The sequence below is a fragment of the Cellulomonas sp. NEAU-ZC6 genome, assembly GCF_056844425.1.
Map to the genome: position 1 here is coordinate 1,543,155 of NZ_JBXFYH010000001.1, position 14,106 is coordinate 1,557,260.

General features: G+C 74.7%; 14 protein-coding genes. 5 read left to right on the forward strand and 9 right to left on the reverse strand.

Annotation, left to right across the window (positions count from 1 at the left end; genetic code table 11):
• Positions 1 to 336: an MmcQ/YjbR family DNA-binding protein gene (locus AC1050_RS07095; protein ID WP_482386649.1), complete on the forward strand. Its 336-nt coding sequence runs from the start codon at positions 1 to 3 to the stop codon at positions 334 to 336.
• 19 nt (positions 337 to 355) lie between these two features.
• Here the strand turns inward: AC1050_RS07095 and ilvA are convergent, their stop codons facing one another.
• From ilvA to AC1050_RS07110, 3 genes are read right to left on the reverse strand one after another with little or no spacing between them, the layout of a single operon-like run.
• Positions 356 to 1,561, reverse strand: coding sequence for a threonine ammonia-lyase (ilvA, locus tag AC1050_RS07100; RefSeq protein WP_482386650.1), 1,206 nt, complete (start codon positions 1,559 to 1,561; stop codon positions 356 to 358).
• Between the two features lie 11 nt (positions 1,562 to 1,572).
• Positions 1,573 to 2,913 carry an AI-2E family transporter gene (locus tag AC1050_RS07105; RefSeq protein WP_482386651.1) on the reverse strand — a complete coding sequence of 447 codons (1,341 nt, stop codon included), beginning with the start codon at positions 2,911 to 2,913 and terminating at the stop codon, positions 1,573 to 1,575.
• Entirely contained in the window at positions 2,910 to 4,124 is a 1,215-nt protein-coding gene (locus tag AC1050_RS07110) for a cystathionine gamma-synthase (RefSeq protein ID WP_482387256.1), read from the reverse strand. The genes AC1050_RS07105 and AC1050_RS07110 overlap by 4 nt, the downstream gene beginning before the upstream one ends.
• Before the next feature lie 136 nt (positions 4,125 to 4,260).
• On the opposite strand from AC1050_RS07110, the gene msrA reads away from it, so the two are divergent.
• Together msrA and AC1050_RS07120 are read left to right on the forward strand one after the other, a co-directional pair.
• Positions 4,261 to 4,938, forward strand: coding sequence for a peptide-methionine (S)-S-oxide reductase MsrA (msrA, locus tag AC1050_RS07115; protein ID WP_482386652.1), 678 nt, complete (start codon positions 4,261 to 4,263; stop codon positions 4,936 to 4,938).
• A gap of 251 nt (positions 4,939 to 5,189) precedes the next feature.
• Positions 5,190 to 5,906 carry a HEAT repeat domain-containing protein gene (locus tag AC1050_RS07120; RefSeq protein WP_482386653.1) on the forward strand — a complete coding sequence of 239 codons (717 nt, stop codon included), beginning with the start codon at positions 5,190 to 5,192 and terminating at the stop codon, positions 5,904 to 5,906.
• 105 nt (positions 5,907 to 6,011) lie between these two features.
• Here the strand turns inward: AC1050_RS07120 and AC1050_RS07125 are convergent, their stop codons facing one another.
• Positions 6,012 to 6,434, reverse strand: coding sequence for a hypothetical protein (locus AC1050_RS07125; protein WP_482386654.1), 423 nt, complete (start codon positions 6,432 to 6,434; stop codon positions 6,012 to 6,014).
• A gap of 190 nt (positions 6,435 to 6,624) precedes the next feature.
• Between AC1050_RS07125 and AC1050_RS07130 the strand changes: the two genes are divergently transcribed.
• Positions 6,625 to 7,026 carry a VOC family protein gene (locus AC1050_RS07130; RefSeq protein WP_482386655.1) on the forward strand — a complete coding sequence of 134 codons (402 nt, stop codon included), beginning with the start codon at positions 6,625 to 6,627 and terminating at the stop codon, positions 7,024 to 7,026.
• Positions 7,027 to 7,133: 107 nt separating this feature from the next.
• On the opposite strand, the gene deoD is transcribed toward AC1050_RS07130, so the two are convergent.
• Together deoD and AC1050_RS07140 are read right to left on the reverse strand one after the other, a co-directional pair.
• The gene (gene deoD, locus AC1050_RS07135) at positions 7,134 to 7,850 is read right to left on the reverse strand and encodes a purine-nucleoside phosphorylase (RefSeq protein WP_482386656.1); all 717 of its coding nucleotides are present in this window, start codon (positions 7,848 to 7,850) and stop codon (positions 7,134 to 7,136) included.
• A gap of 112 nt (positions 7,851 to 7,962) precedes the next feature.
• On the reverse strand, positions 7,963 to 8,367 hold the full coding sequence (locus AC1050_RS07140; protein ID WP_482386657.1) for an FKBP-type peptidyl-prolyl cis-trans isomerase: 405 nt from the start codon (positions 8,365 to 8,367) through the stop codon (positions 7,963 to 7,965).
• A 123-nt stretch (positions 8,368 to 8,490) separates the two neighbouring features.
• Here AC1050_RS07140 and AC1050_RS07145 point away from each other — a divergent pair, with 123 nt between their 5' ends.
• Positions 8,491 to 9,759 (forward strand): FAD-binding protein, encoded by a 1,269-nt coding sequence (locus tag AC1050_RS07145; protein ID WP_482386658.1) that lies wholly within the window; start codon positions 8,491 to 8,493, stop codon positions 9,757 to 9,759.
• A gap of 122 nt (positions 9,760 to 9,881) precedes the next feature.
• Here the strand turns inward: AC1050_RS07145 and AC1050_RS07150 are convergent, their stop codons facing one another.
• From AC1050_RS07150 to AC1050_RS07160, 3 genes are all read right to left on the reverse strand, one after another.
• On the reverse strand, positions 9,882 to 10,067 hold the full coding sequence (locus AC1050_RS07150) for a CstA-like transporter-associated (seleno)protein (protein ID WP_482386659.1): 186 nt from the start codon (positions 10,065 to 10,067) through the stop codon (positions 9,882 to 9,884).
• Entirely contained in the window at positions 10,064 to 12,412 is a 2,349-nt protein-coding gene (locus AC1050_RS07155) for a carbon starvation CstA family protein (protein WP_482386660.1), read from the reverse strand. The genes AC1050_RS07150 and AC1050_RS07155 overlap by 4 nt, the downstream gene beginning before the upstream one ends.
• Before the next feature lie 267 nt (positions 12,413 to 12,679).
• Positions 12,680 to 14,086 carry a cystathionine beta-synthase gene (locus AC1050_RS07160; protein WP_482386661.1) on the reverse strand — a complete coding sequence of 469 codons (1,407 nt, stop codon included), beginning with the start codon at positions 14,084 to 14,086 and terminating at the stop codon, positions 12,680 to 12,682.
• Positions 14,087 to 14,106: the final 20 nt, after the last annotated feature.

A 14,106-nucleotide genomic window follows, 5' to 3' on the forward strand; every position in this document is an offset into this window, starting at 1 on the left:
ATGAGCACCGAGGACGACGTGCGCCGGATCGCCGTGGACCTGCCCGAGGTCACCGAGCGCCCGTCCCACGGCACGCCCGCGTTCTACGTCGCCGGGACGATCTTCGCGCGGCTCCACGACCTGCCCGGGGTGCTCGTGTGCTGGCGCCGCGGCCTCGAGGAGCGCGAGGAGCTGCTCGCCGCCGACCCGGACGCGTTCTTCACCACCGACCACTACCGCGGCCACCCGAGCGTCCTGGTCCGGCTGGGGCGTGTGCCCCCGGACGAGCTGGCCGAGCTGCTCGCCGAGGCGTGGGAGGCCCGGGCGCCGCGCCGGCTCCGGGAGGGCCCGCGCTGAGCCCCGGCGCCCCGCGGGCTCAGTGCTCCGCGAGCCGGAAGCCCGCGTCCCGCAGCCGCTGCAGCAGCCGGGCGCAGTGGTCGGGCCCCTTCGTCTCGACCTGCACCTCGATCTCGACCTCGTCGATCTCCAGGTCCACCCCGGTGCGGACGTGCGACACGTGCATGACGTTGGCACCGGCCGAGGCCAGCTCGCGGAGCAGGTCGGCCAGCGCGCCGGGGGCGTCGTGCACCCGCACCCGCAGCTGCAGGTACCGCCCGGACACCGCGAGCCCGTGCCGGACGACGCGCAGCAGCACCAGCGGGTCGATGTTGCCGCCGGACAGCAGCACCACGACCGGGCCCTCGAGCTCCCCGGGGGACGCCGCCATCACCGCGGCGACGCCGGCGGCCCCGGACGGCTCCACCAGCAGCTTGGCCCGCTCCGCGACCAGCAGCAGCGCCCGGGACAGGTCCTCCTCGGAGACGGTGCGCACCTCGCAGCCGTGCTGCTGCAGCAGCGCGAACGGCACGGCCCCGGGGGTCCCGACCGCGATGCCGTCGGCCATCGTGTGCAGCTCGGGCGCGCGGGTCGGCACGCCGGCCACCAGCGACGCCGGGTAGGCGGCGGCGCGGGCCGCCTGCACGCCGATCACGCGCACGTGCGGCGCCAGCTCGGCCACCACGGCCTGGATGCCCGCCGCGAGCCCGCCGCCGCCCAGCGGGACGACGATGGTGCGCACGTCGGGCACCTGCTCGAGGATCTCCAGCGCGAGCGTGCCCTGCCCGGCGACGATGTCCGCGTGGTCGAACGGGTGGATCAGCACCCGGCCGGTGCGGTCCGCCTCGGCGCGCGCCTCCACCAGCGCCTCGTCCACGCTGTGCCCCAGCAGGCGCACCTCGGCGCCGTACTCCCGGGTCGCCGCGATCTTGGGCAGCGCCGCGTCGACGGGCATGTAGACGACGGCGTCGATGCCGAGCAGCTGCGCGGCGAGCGCGACGCCCTGCGCGTGGTTGCCGGCGCTGGCTGCGACCACGCCCCGGGCCTGCTCCTCGGGCGACAGGCGGGCCATCCGGACGTACGCGCCGCGGATCTTGAACGAGCCCGCGCGCTGCAAATTCTCGCACTTGAGCAGCACCGGGGCGCCGACCATCTGGGTCAGGGCCCGCGAGGACTCCACGGGGGTGCGGGTCGCCACGTCGGTCAGCAGGCGCGCGGCAGCCCGGGCGTCGTCGAGGAAGGTCACCCGGGTATCTTCTACGATCCGGCGTCCTCGCCGTCCGGGCCGCGCCGCGCGCCGCCCGCCCCGCGGGACCCGCCGGGCTCCACGCCGGCCTCGCCGCTCGCGCTCGCCGCGGGCTCGCGGCCCCGGCCGGCGCCGCGGCGCCGGCCGAACATCCCCGGCGGCCGCAGCGTGACGTGGTCCTCCGTGCCCAGCTGCGGGAACTTGTCGTGCCCGTGCAGGTACAGCACCACCGTGTTGAGCACCGCGGCGATCGGCACGGCGAACAGCGCGCCGACGATGCCCGCCGCCAGCGACCCGGCGGCCACGACCAGCAGCACCGCGACCGGGTGCAGCGACACGGCGTGACCCATGAGGAACGGCTGCAGCACGTGGCCCTCGATCTGCTGCACCAGCAGCACCACGCCGAGCATGATCAGCGCGACGACCGGGCCCTGGGAGACCAGCGCGACCAGCACCGCGACCGCCCCGGTGGCGACGGCGCCGACGATCGGGATGAACGAGCCGACGAACACCAGCGTCGCCAGCGGCAACGCGAGCGGCACCCCGAGGATCGCCGCGCCGATCCCGATGCCCGTGGCGTCCACGAACGCCACGAGGATCTGCGTCCGGGTGTAGCCGGACAGCGTGACGATGCCGCGGCGGCCGGCCTGGTGCACCCGCTCGCGCACCGGCACCGGCAGCAGCCCGACGAGCCACGCCCAGATGGTGCGGCCGTCGAGCAGGAAGAAGAACGTGCAGAACAGCGTGATCAGCGTGCCGGCCGCCACGTGCCCGACGGTCGTCGTGACGGACAGCGCGCCCGACACCAGCGAGTCGGCGTTGGAGCTGATCTGGTCCCGGCCCTGCTGCACCAGGTCGTCGAGCTGGTCCGTGCTGAGTTGCAGCGGACCCGTCGACAGCCAGTCCAGCGCCTCGTCGACGCCCTGCGACGCCTGGTCGTACAGGTCCCCGAACCCGCGGGCGATGGACCGCCCGGCGATGACGACCAGCCCGGTGACCACCGCGAGCAGCAGCAGCACCGACGAGATCGACGCGAGCCCGCGGGGGAACCGCGCGCGGTGGTGCAGGAACCGGGACACCGGCGCCAGCAGGACCGTGAGCAGCAGCGCCACCGCGACCGACACCACGATCACCTGGAAGAACCCGATGATCCAGAACAGCGCGGCGCTCGCTCCGGCGATCAGCAGGAACCGCCACGACCACGCGGCCGCGGCGCGCACCGACGGCGCGACCGACTGCTCGGCCGTCCACCCCGGCGGGGTCGAGCCGGTGGCGAGGTCGCCCTCGTGCAGCACCGGGGCCGCCGGCTCGGTCCCGCGCCCGCGGCGCCAGGTCGAGCGCGGCGTGCTCATGCCAGCGCCTGCACCAGGTCGGCGATGAGGTCCGCCTCGTCCTCGATGCCCACCGACAGCCGCACCAGGTCGTCCGGGACCTCGAGGTCCGTGCCGACGACCGAGCCGTGCGTCATCCGCGCCGGCAGCTCGATGAGCGACTCGACGCCACCCAGCGACTCGGCCAGCAGGAACACCCGGGTCCGGGCGCACACCTGCGCGGCGCGCTCGGCGCTGCCCGCCCGGAACGACACCATGCCGCCGAAGCCCGACATCTGCCGCGCGGCGACCTCGTGGTCGGGGTGCGACTCCAGCCCGGGGTAGATGACGGCGGGGACGTCGTCCCGCTCCTCGAGGAACCGCGCGACGGCGGCGGCGTTCGCGCTGTGCCGGTCCATCCGCACTGCGAGCGTCTTGAGGCCGCGCAGGGTCAGCCAGGAGTCGAACGGCCCGGCGACGGCACCGGAGGCGTTCTGGTGGAACTGCACGGCGTCCGCGAGCGACGTGCTGCCCGTCGGGCCCTCGAGCCCCACGGGGAGCTGCGCGCCGTCCGCGACCACCAGGGCCCCGCCGACCACGTCGGAGTGGCCGCCGATGTACTTGGTGGTCGAGTGCACGACCACGTCGGCGCCGAGCGCGATCGGCTGCTGCAGGTACGGCGTGGCGAACGTGTTGTCGACCACCAGCACCGCCCCGGCGGCGCGCGCGTGCGCGGACAGCGCCGGGATGTCGGAGATGCCGAGCAGCGGGTTGGTCGGCGTCTCGACCCAGATCAGCTTGGTCTGCCCGGGGCGGATGGCCGCGAGCACCGCGTCGGCGTCGGACAGGTCGACCGGCGTGTGCTCGATCCCCCACGGGCCGAACACGCGGGCGATCAGGCGGTACGTGCCCCCGTAGGCGTCGTTCGGCACGACCACGTGGTCGCCGGGCCGCAGCACCGCGCGCAGCACCGTGTCCTCCGCCGCGAGCCCGGACGCGAACGCGAACCCCGCCCCGCCGCCCTCCGCCGAGCGCAGCGCCTCCTCCAGCGCCGCGCGGGTCGGGTTGCCCGAGCGCGAGTACTCGTAGCCGCCCCGCAGGCCGCCGACGCCGTCCTGCTTGTAGGTGGACACCTGGTAGATCGGCGTCACCACGGCGCCGGTCGCGCCGTCCGGCTCCTGGCCGGCGTGGATGGCCCGGGTGGCGAAGCCCGCGCCGGACCAGTCGCCGTGGCTCTCCTGGTCGGTGTGCAGGGTGATGTCGCCCGAGGCGGCCAGGTCCGGGGTCTGCTGCTCGTCAGTCACGGACCCAGGCTAGGCGCTCCGGCCACCGGGAACACCCGGGGACGCGGCACGGTTGTGGACGTCGGACCCGAGGAAGGGAGTCACCATGAACTGGCTGTTCGGATCGGCCCTCAAGTCGACGATGGTCGAGCCGGAGCGCGCGCTGAAGGGCCGCGACGGCTACGCCTACCACGTGCCCGCGACCCACACCGTGCTCGGGACCCCGCTGCAGGGCCCCTGGCCCGAGGGCACCCGGACGATCGTGCTGGGCATGGGCTGCTTCTGGGGCGCCGAGCGCATCTTCTGGCAGCTGCCCGGCGTCGTCAGCACGTCGGTCGGCTACCAGGGCGGGTTCACGCCGTATCCCACCTACGAGGAGACGTGCACGGCGCTGACCGGGCACGCCGAGGTCGTCCAGGTCGCCTACGACCCCTCCGTCATCTCGGACGCGGACGTCCTCCGGACGTTCTGGGAGTCGCACGACCCGACCCAGGGCTTCCGCCAGGGCAACGACCGCGGCACCCAGTACCGGTCGACCGTCTACACGACGACGCCGGAGCAGGCGGCCGCCGCCGAGGAGACCCGCGCGGCGTACCAGGAGCGGCTGACCCGCGCCGGGTACGGCGAGATCACCACGGAGATCCGCACCGCGGCCGAGGCGGGCCCGTACTACTACGCCGAGGACTACCACCAGCAGTACCTCGACAAGAACCCGAACGGGTACTGCGGGATCGGCGGCACGGGCGTGTCCTGCCCGCGGCCCGTGGACGGCGTGAGCGCCTGACGCCCTGACGCACCGGCGGCCCGGTCCCCTCGCGGGGGCCGGGCCGTCGTCGTCCCCGGCCCCGGGCGCTGCCTGGGCCCGAGGTCGTCACGCGTCGCCGAGGTCGTCAGCCGTGGCCGAGGTCGTCATCTGTCGGCGAGGTCGTCAGTCCTGGGGGACGACCTCGCCGGTTCATGACCACCTCGCGGGCGGGCGATCGGTCCGCCGAGGTCCTGCATCCTCGCCGCCCGGCGCCGCTAGCGTGGCCGGGCATGAGCCGTCGCGACGAGCACCGTGCCGCCCTGCGTGCCCTCGACGCCGAGGGGGTCCGCGCGCACCTCACGGCCGGGTCGGGGCTGCCCGGGCCGCGCGCCGACCTGGAGCTGGTGGCCGCGTTCGCCGACGTGGCCCCGGCCGGCCTCGTGCTCGAGCTCGCCGACGACCCCGACGAGTACCTGCGGTGCTGCGGCACCGCGGCGGTCGGCCGGCTGCTGCTCGACGGCGACGCGGACCCCCGGCTGCTCGACCTGCTGCACGCGCGCGCCGCCGACCCGCTGTGGCGGGTGCGGGAGGCGGCCGCGATGGCGCTGCAGCGCGTCGGGGACGCCCACCCCGCCGCGCTGCGCCACCTGGTCGCGGCGTGGGTCACCGACCCGCACCCCCTGGTCCGCCGCGCGGCCGTCGCCGGGATCTGCGAGCCGCGGCTGCTGCACGACCCGGTGACGGCCGGGGCGGCCCTGCAGTCGTGCGCACGGGCCACGGCGAGCATCGAGGCGCTCCCGGCCGGCGCGCGCCGCGACCCGGACGTCCGCACGCTGCGCCAGGCGCTCGGCTACTGCTGGAGCGTCGCCGTCGCGGCCGACCCCGCCGCGGGCCTGCCCGCCTTCGCGGCCCTCGCCCGATCGACCGACCCGGACGTCGCGTGGGTCGACCGCGAGAACCGCAGGAAGACCCGCCTCCGCCGCCTCCTCGCGGACCCCGTCACCTGACCCGGCCCTCGCGGCCGGCCACATCCCCAGCGGATTCTCGCGCCGCCAGCCGAGGTAGGGGCCTGCGACGCGAAAATCAGCTGGCGACCCGGGGGCTGGTCAGGGCTACGGCGCGCCGTCGGCGAGCGCGGTGATCGCCGCCGCGACGGCGGCCTCGTACTGGCGGCGGTCGAAGGTGAACGGCCCGAAGCCGTCGTACGTCCGCTCGGGCCGGTGCGGCTGCCGGAACTCCGACCACGTGACGGCGTCGGCCGTCCTCGTCACCGACGCCTCGAGCGGCCAGCACCCGGCCTCGCCGCACTCGCACCCGAGCAGGACGACCCGTCCGGCGCCGCGCGGACGATGCCCCTGCTCGCCGCGCAGATACGCCCCGAGATCCCCGACGGCACGCCGCTCGGGCACCAGCGCGCCGTAGCCACCGGCGGGTTCGAGTCCGTGCTCCTGCTCGTACGCCGCCACCAGCTCGGACAGCGCAACGCCTGCGACGTACGGCTCGACGTCCTCCGGCGCTCCCCCGGCCGCTGGCACGCGGAAGGCGACATCCTCGACCGCTCGCCGCTGCACCGTCGCCCTCTCTGTCACGCTCGCCCGGTCCCGGTGGAACCGGCTCCGCCGTCCTGCCGCGGCGCTAGCCTGGCAGGGACGACCTGCCGCGTCGAGCACGTCGCCGTCACCGCCGGCGCGCGACCCGCGTGCGCACCATCGACGAGGAGACCCGATGACCCGCGGCGCGCTGCACCACGTCGAGCTGTGGATCGCCGACCTCGGTGCGGTGGCCCCGTCCTGGGGCTGGCTGCTCGGTGCCCTCGGGTACGCCCGCACGCGCAGCTGGGTGGGCGGCGAGGCGTGGACCCCGCCGGGCGGCGGCGCGGACCTGGTGCTGGAGGCCGGTCCGGACGTGCGCGGCGACGTCCACGACCGGCTGCGGCCAGGACTGAACCACCTCGCGTTCGACGCCGGGTCGCGCGCCGATGTCGACGCCCTGATCCTGGACGCCCCGCGGAACGGCTGGACGCTGCTGTTCGCGGACCGGCACCCCTGGGCGGGCGGCCCGGCGCACTACGCCGCCTACCTGGAGGACGCCGGCGGCTTCGAGGTGGAGCTGGTCGCCACGACCTGACCCCGCCGCCGGGGCCGGCCCCATCGCCAGCGGATTCTCGCGTCGCCAGCCGAGGTATCGGCCGGCGACGCGAGAATCGGCTGGCGATCCCGGAGCGGCGCCGCTCGTCAGGAGACGGTCGTGAAGGCGCGCAGCGCCAGCTGGACCGCGTGGTCGAAGAGCAGCTCACGCTCGTCGGAGGTGAGCTCGGCGGCCTGGAACGTGAAGTCCGAGATGGACAGCAGCGCGAGCGCCTGCTTCCGCTCGCGGTCGGCGACCGCGTAGAGGCCGGCGGCCTCCATCTCGACGGCGAGCGTGCCGTGGTCCACCAGCGCCTGCGTGACGTGCGGGCGATCGGCGTAGAACGCGTCCGAGGTGAACACCGGGCCGGCCTGCACCCGCGCCCCCGGCACCTCCGCGGCGGCGGCGACCGCGGCGGCGGCCAGCCCGAAGTGCGGGGCGTGCGAGTAGTGGATGCCCGGGATCCGGCGCTCGCTCACCCCGGAGTCGGTGTGCGCCGCGGTCGCGACGACGACGTCACCCAGCTCGAGGGTCCGCGACATCCCGCCGGCCGTGCCGATCCGGATGATCCGCTGCACGTCGTAGTGCCGGTACAGCTCCGTGGCGTAGATGGAGATCGACGGCACGCCCATGCCCGACGCCATCACCGAGACGGGGCGACCCTGCCAGGTGCCCGTGTAGCCGAGGATGCCGCGCACCTCGGTCACCAGGCGGGCGTCCTCCAGCACGGTCTCCGCGATGCGCGTCGCGCGGCGCGGGTCGCCCGGCATGAGGACGTCCGGGGCGAAGTCACCGGGCTGGGCGGCGATGTGCGGGGTGGGCATGGCGGGCTCCTGACGGGTACGGGCGGCGGCGCGGGGCGGGAGGGGGGTGACGCCGCGCCGCCGCCCGGCCCGGGTGGGCGCAGGCGGCGGCGGGACGTCGGTGGTGCGAGGGTCAGCGGGTGCCGACGATGTCGACCACGAACACGAGCGTGTCGCCGCCCTTGATGCCGGCCTGCGGGACGCCGCGGTCGCCGTAGCCCAGGTGCGACGGGATGGACAGCAGGACGCGGGAGCCGACCGGCTGGCCGACCAGGCCCTCGTCCCAGCCGCCGATGACCGCGCCGACGCCGATCGGGAAGTTGATCGACGAGCCGCGGTCGTACGAGTTGTCGAACACGGCGCCGTTCCAGGACTGACCCAGGTAGTGCACCTCGAGGTCGTCGCCGGCCTCGACGAGCGGGCCGTCGCCGGGCGACAGGACGAGCACCTCGAGCTCGGCCGGCGCCGGGCCCTCGGGGAACGTCAGGGTCGGCTTCTCACCGAACGAACCGGTGGCCTCGGGCAGGGTGGCGGGCATGACGTCTCCTCAGTCGTGAGCGGTACTCCCCCATCCTGCCCGGCGGACCGTCGAGCCCGCGAATGCGCGACGGGATACGGTCGCAGCCGGCGGACGACCGGCGTCCGCGGGACAGGAGCACCGATGTCGCTGACCACCTGGGCCGGGAACCTCACCTACGGCGCCGCGCGCGTGCACGAGCCGCGCACCGTCGAGGAGGTGCAGGAGGTCGTGGCGGCCGCGCGGCACGTGCGGGCGCTCGGCACCCGGCACTGCTTCAACGACCTCGCGGACACCCCGCACGAGCTGGTCCGCCTGGACGGCCTGGACCCCGACGTGCAGGTCGACGCGGAGGCCCGGACGGTCACGGTCGCCGCGGGCACCCGGTACGGCACGCTCGGCCAGGCGATCCACCCGCAGGGCTGGGCGCTGCACAACCTGGCGTCGCTGCCGCACATCTCGGTCGCGGGCGCCGTCGCGACGGCCACCCACGGGTCCGGCGACCGGTCGCGGAACCTCGCCACGGCGGTCGCCGGCCTGGACCTGGTGACCGCCGACGGCTCGCTGCGGCACCTGGCCCGCGGGGACGCGGACTTCCCCGGCGTGGTCGTCGCGCTCGGTGCGCTCGGCGTGGTGGTGCGCGTGACGCTCGACGTCGAGCCCACCTACGACGTGGCGCAGGAGGTGCACACCGACCTGCCGTGGGACGCCGTCCTGGAGCACCTGGACGACATCACGGGCTCCGCCGACTCGGTCAGCCTGTTCACCGACTGGGCGGGCCCGGCGGTGCGGCAGGTCTGGCGCAAGACCCGGGTGCCCGTCGGTGGCACGTACGAGCGGCGCGCGGATCTGTTCGGCGCGCGGCCCGCCCCCGGCCCGCTGCACCCGCTGCCCGCCATCGACCCCGTGAGCTGCACGCCGCAGCTGGGGGTGCCCGGGCCGTGGCACGAGCGGCTGCCGCACTTCCGGCTGGAGTTCACGCCGAGCAACGGCGACGAGCTGCAGACCGAGTACCTGGTGCCCCGCGAGCACGCCGTCGCCGCGATCGAGGCGATGCGCGCCCTGGCCCCGGTGGTCGCACCGCTGCTGCAGGTCGCCGAGATCCGCACGATGGCGGGCGACGACCTGTGGCTGAGCGGCGCGCAGGGCGGCGACCGGGTCGGCCTGCACTTCACCTGGCTGCCGCGCCAGCCGGAGGTCGAGGCCGTGCTGCCGCGGATCGAGGCGGCGCTCGCCCCGTTCGGCGCGCGGCCGCACTGGGGCAAGCTGTTCGCCTCCGTCGGCGCCCCGGGGTCGGACCCTCGCGACCTGTACCCGCACCTGGACGACTTCCGGGCGCTGGTCGGGCGCCTCGACCCGGACGGCACGTTCCGCAACGCCTTCGTCGACCGGCACGTGCTGGGCGCCCGCTAGCCGCGTCCGCGTCGCCCACGGATTCTCGCCCCGCACTCCGCGATACCGGTGGGCGGGGCGAGAATCCGCCGGCCGTGCAGCAGCCTGCCCTCGGGGCCCTCGGGGCGCTCGGCCGCTGGACCTCAGCAGCACCCCGGGCCGGTCGTCGCGCCCGCACCGCGCGCGCGCCAGAACTCCCGCTCGCCGAGCGGGGCGACGTCCGGGTGCTCCCGGGCGTGCCGGGCTCGGTACCGCTCGTACGCGGAGTCACCCATCAGCTCGCGCACGTACCAGCGCACGGCCCGCACGGCCCGGACGACGGCGGTCACCGCGGGCTCCCGTGCCCGCCGTGGCCCCCGCCCACCGGCTCGACGGCGCCCGCCTCGACCAGCCGGTCGTACTCCGCCTCGACCTTGCGCTCCAGCGGGGACGCGAACAGCTGCCCCGGCGCGTACAGCCGGGACGGCTCGGCCGGGTCCTCGGACGTGCCGATCCCGCCCGGCGTCCGCAGCGCGCGGACCACCGTGAGCAGGGCCGCGACGAACAGCGTCGCCACCAGCACGACGAACAGGATCGACAGCGACCCCTGGATCGCGGTGTTCCGCACGACCGCACGGGCGTCCGCGAGCGCCGCCGGGTCGTCGATGCCGTCGGCGATGAGCTGCTGGTACTGCCGGTGCTGCGCCCAGTACCCGATCGCGGGGACGCTCGAGAAGATCTTCTGGTACGACGCGGTGAACGTCACGACCGCGTCCCACGCCAGCGGGACGAGCGGGATCCACGCCCAGCGCACGTATCCCTTGCGCACCACCATCACCGTGACGACCAGCAGCGCGACGGCGGCGATCAGCTGGTTGGCGATGCCGAACAGCGGGTAGAGGGTCCGGATGCCGCCGAGGGGGTCCGTGACGCCCATGAGCAGCAGCGAGCCCCACGCCGCGACCACCACGCCGGTCGACAGCCAGCCGCCCACGCGCCACGACGGGTCCCGGAACCGCGGCACCCAGTTCCCGACCGCGTCGGACAGCTGGAACCGCGCGACCCGCGTCACCGCGTCGACCGCGGACAGGATGAACAGCGCCTCGAACATGATCGCGAAGTGGTACCAGAACGACATCATCCCGCTGCCCCCGACCACCTGGTGCAGGATGTTCGCCATCCCGACCGCCAGGGTGGGCGCACCGCCGGTGCGGGACACGACGGAGGGCTCGCCGACGTCCTCGGCGACCTGGTCGAGCGCCGCCGCGCCGGTGAGCGTGATCTCCTCGCCGTCCGGGCCGGTGGTGTCCCACCGGATCTCGACCGGGTCGCCCGCGGGGTCCGTGACCCCCAGGTCCGCGATGGCGGCCTCGGCCCCGATCGACGTGCCCTCGGTCAGCACGGCGGGCGCGTTCATGGAGAAGTACACGCCCTGGTTCAGCGACACCGCGGCGGCCAGCGCCATGATCGCGACGAACGACTCCATCAGCATGCCGCCGTAGCCGATCATCCGGACCTGCGACTCCTTCTGCACCATCTTGGGCGTGGTGCCGGAGGCGACCATGGCGTGCATGCCGGACAGCGCACCGCAGGCGATGGTGATGAACAGGAACGGGAACAGCGCGCCCGCGAACACCGGGCCCTCCCCGTTCGACGCGAACTCGGTCACCGCCGGCATCTGGGCGATCGGCCGGACCAGCACGATGCCGACCGCGAGGACGAGGATGGTGCCGACCTTCATGAACGTGGAGAGGTAGTCGCGCGGCGTGAGCAGCAGCCACACCGGGAGCACGGCGGCGAAGAACCCGTAGACCACCACGGCCCAGGTCAGCGTGACCGGCGACAGGTGCAGGTGCTCCCCGAACGGCGACTCGGCGACCCAGCGCCCGCCGACGATGGCGGCGATCAGCAGCACGAACCCGATGACCGAGACCTCGGTGACCCGGCCGGGCCGCACGAACCGCAGGTACAGGCCCATCAGCAGCGCGATCGGGATGGTGCAGCCGACGGAGAACACTCCCCAGGGGCTCTCGGCGAGGGCGTTCACGCAGACCATCGCGAGCACGGCCAGCACGATCATCAGCATCACGAACACCACGACCATCGCCACGGTGCCGCCGAACTTCCCGATCTCGTCCCGCGCCATCTGCCCGAGCGACCGGCCGCCGCGCCGGGTGGAGAAGAACAGCACGAGCATGTCCTGGACACCGCCCGCGACCACCACGCCCAGGATGATCCACAGCGTGCCGGGCAGGTAGCCCATCTGCGCCGCGAGCACCGGACCGACCAGCGGCCCCGCACCGGCGATGGCGGCGAAGTGGTGCCCGTAGAGCACCCGCCGGTCGGTGGGGTCGAAGTCGCGGCCGTCGTCGACCCGCTCGGCGGGGGTGGCCCGCCGGTCGTCGGGCCGCATGATCCGCCGCTGCACGTACAGGGCGTAGAACCGGTACGCGATCGCGTACGTCGCCACGGCCGTCACGATGAACCAGATCGTGTTCACCTGCTCGCCGCGCACGATCGCGAGCATCGTCCAGCCGACCGCGCCGAGCAGCGCGATCGCGACCCACACGACGACCCGCAGGGGTGTCCACCGTTGCCGCGGCACCACGCCGACCGGGGTCCCGTCCTGCGACCGGACGACCTGCGTCCGCTCCTCGTCGGTGTAGTCGTGCTCCTCGAGGGTGGTCTGCGCCATGCCCGAGCTCCTTCGCTCACGTGCCGTGCACGCGGGCGCGCTCGACCGCACGGGCACGCGCCGGCGCGTCCCTCGCGGCTGAGGTCGAGGCGCCCCCTGTGCCTCGCCGTCAACCTAACGGCGCCCGGCGAGCGCGTGCCACCCGAACCTGGAGCGGCCCCGCCGCATCACCACGAGCCCCACGTCGCCCACGGATTCTCGCCCCGCACACCGCGATGTCGGTGGGCGGGGCGAGAATCCGCTGGCGGTGCGATCCCGCCCGCGCGGTCAGTGCGTGAGGAACGCCAGCAGGTCGTGCCGGGTCAGGACGCCGACGGGCTGGCCGTCGTCGACCACCATGAGCGCGTCGTGCTTCTGCAGCGCCTCGCGCGCGGACTCGACGGACTCGCCGCTGCCGATCAGGGGCAGGGCCGCGGCCATGTGGCGGTCCACCCGGTCCGACAGCGTGGCCGTCCCGGAGAACACGGCGTCGAGCAGCTCGCGCTCGGACACCGAGCCGGCGACCTCGCCGATCTTGACCGGCGGCTCCGCACCGACCACGGGCATCTGCGAGACGCCGTACTCCTGCAGGATCTCGATCGCGTCGCGCACGGTCTCGTTCGGGTGCGTGTGCACCAGCGCGGGCACGCTGCCGTCCTTGGTGCGCAGCACGTCGCTGACGGTCGCGCCGGCCTCGGAGTCGAGGAACCCGTAGGACCGCATCCACCGGTCGTTGAAGATCTTCGACAGGTAGCCGCGGCCGCTGTCGGGCAGGAGCACGACGATCACGGCGCGGGCCGCGGCCTCCGGGTCCTCGTCCTGCAGCCGGCGGGCCAGGCGCAGCGCGCCCTCGACGGCCATGCCGCACGAGCCGCCCACCAGCAGCGCCTCCTCGCGGGCCAGGCGCCGGGTCATGGCGAACGAGTCCGCGTCCGAGACGGCGATGATCTCGTCGGGGACGCTGGGGTCGTAGGCGGCGGGCCAGAAGTCCTCGCCGACGCCCTCGACCAGGTACGGGCGCCCGTCGCCGCCGGAGTACACCGAGCCCAGCGGGTCGATGCCCACCACGCGCACGCGGCCGCCGTCGGCCTCGGCGCGGTCGGCGGAGACGTCGTGCAGGTACCGGCCCGTGCCGGTGATCGTGCCGCCCGTGCCGACGCCGGTGACGAAGTGCGTGACCCGGCCGTCGGTGTCGGACCAGATCTCGGGACCGGTCGACGCGTAGTGGCTGGCGGGGCCGTTCACGTTGGCGTACTGGTTCGGCTTCCAGGCGCCCTCGATCTCCGTGACCAGGCGGTCGGACACGGAGTAGTAGGAGTCCGGGTGGTCCGGCGGGACGGCGGTCGGGGTCACGACGACCTCGGCCCCGTACGCGCGCAGCACGTCGCGCTTGTCCTCGGAGACCTTGTCCGGGCAGACGAACACGCAGCGGTACCCCCGGCGCTGCGCGACCAGGGCCAGGCCGACGCCGGTGTTGCCGCTCGTCGGCTCGACGATGGTCCCGCCCGGCCGCAGCTCGCCGGAGGCCTCGGCCGCCTCGATCATCTTGAGCGCGATCCGGTCCTTGGCCGAGCCGCCGGGGTTGAGGTACTCGACCTTCGCGAGGATCGTCGCGTCGAGGCCCTCGGTCACGACGTTGAGCCGGACCAGCGGCGTGCCGCCGACCAGCTCGGAGATGTGCTGCGCGTACTTCACGGTGCTCCCAGGAGGCGAGG

Bases quoted from the DNA above. Each gene is read 5' to 3' on its own strand.
- AC1050_RS07095 (WP_482386649.1), top strand. From the start codon at position 1: ATGAGCACCGAGGACGACGTGCGCCGGATCGCCGTGGACCTGCCCGAG.
- AC1050_RS07105 (WP_482386651.1), bottom strand. From the start codon at position 2,913: ATGAGCACGCCGCGCTCGACCTGGCGCCGCGGGCGCGGGACCGAGCCG.
- msrA (WP_482386652.1), top strand. From the start codon at position 4,261: ATGAACTGGCTGTTCGGATCGGCCCTCAAGTCGACGATGGTCGAGCCG.
- AC1050_RS07120 (WP_482386653.1), top strand. From the start codon at position 5,190: ATGAGCCGTCGCGACGAGCACCGTGCCGCCCTGCGTGCCCTCGACGCC.
- AC1050_RS07130 (WP_482386655.1), top strand. From the start codon at position 6,625: ATGACCCGCGGCGCGCTGCACCACGTCGAGCTGTGGATCGCCGACCTC.
- deoD (WP_482386656.1), bottom strand. From the start codon at position 7,850: ATGCCCACCCCGCACATCGCCGCCCAGCCCGGTGACTTCGCCCCGGAC.
- AC1050_RS07140 (WP_482386657.1), bottom strand. From the start codon at position 8,367: ATGCCCGCCACCCTGCCCGAGGCCACCGGTTCGTTCGGTGAGAAGCCG.
- AC1050_RS07145 (WP_482386658.1), top strand. From the start codon at position 8,491: ATGTCGCTGACCACCTGGGCCGGGAACCTCACCTACGGCGCCGCGCGC.
- AC1050_RS07155 (WP_482386660.1), bottom strand. From the start codon at position 12,412: ATGGCGCAGACCACCCTCGAGGAGCACGACTACACCGACGAGGAGCGG.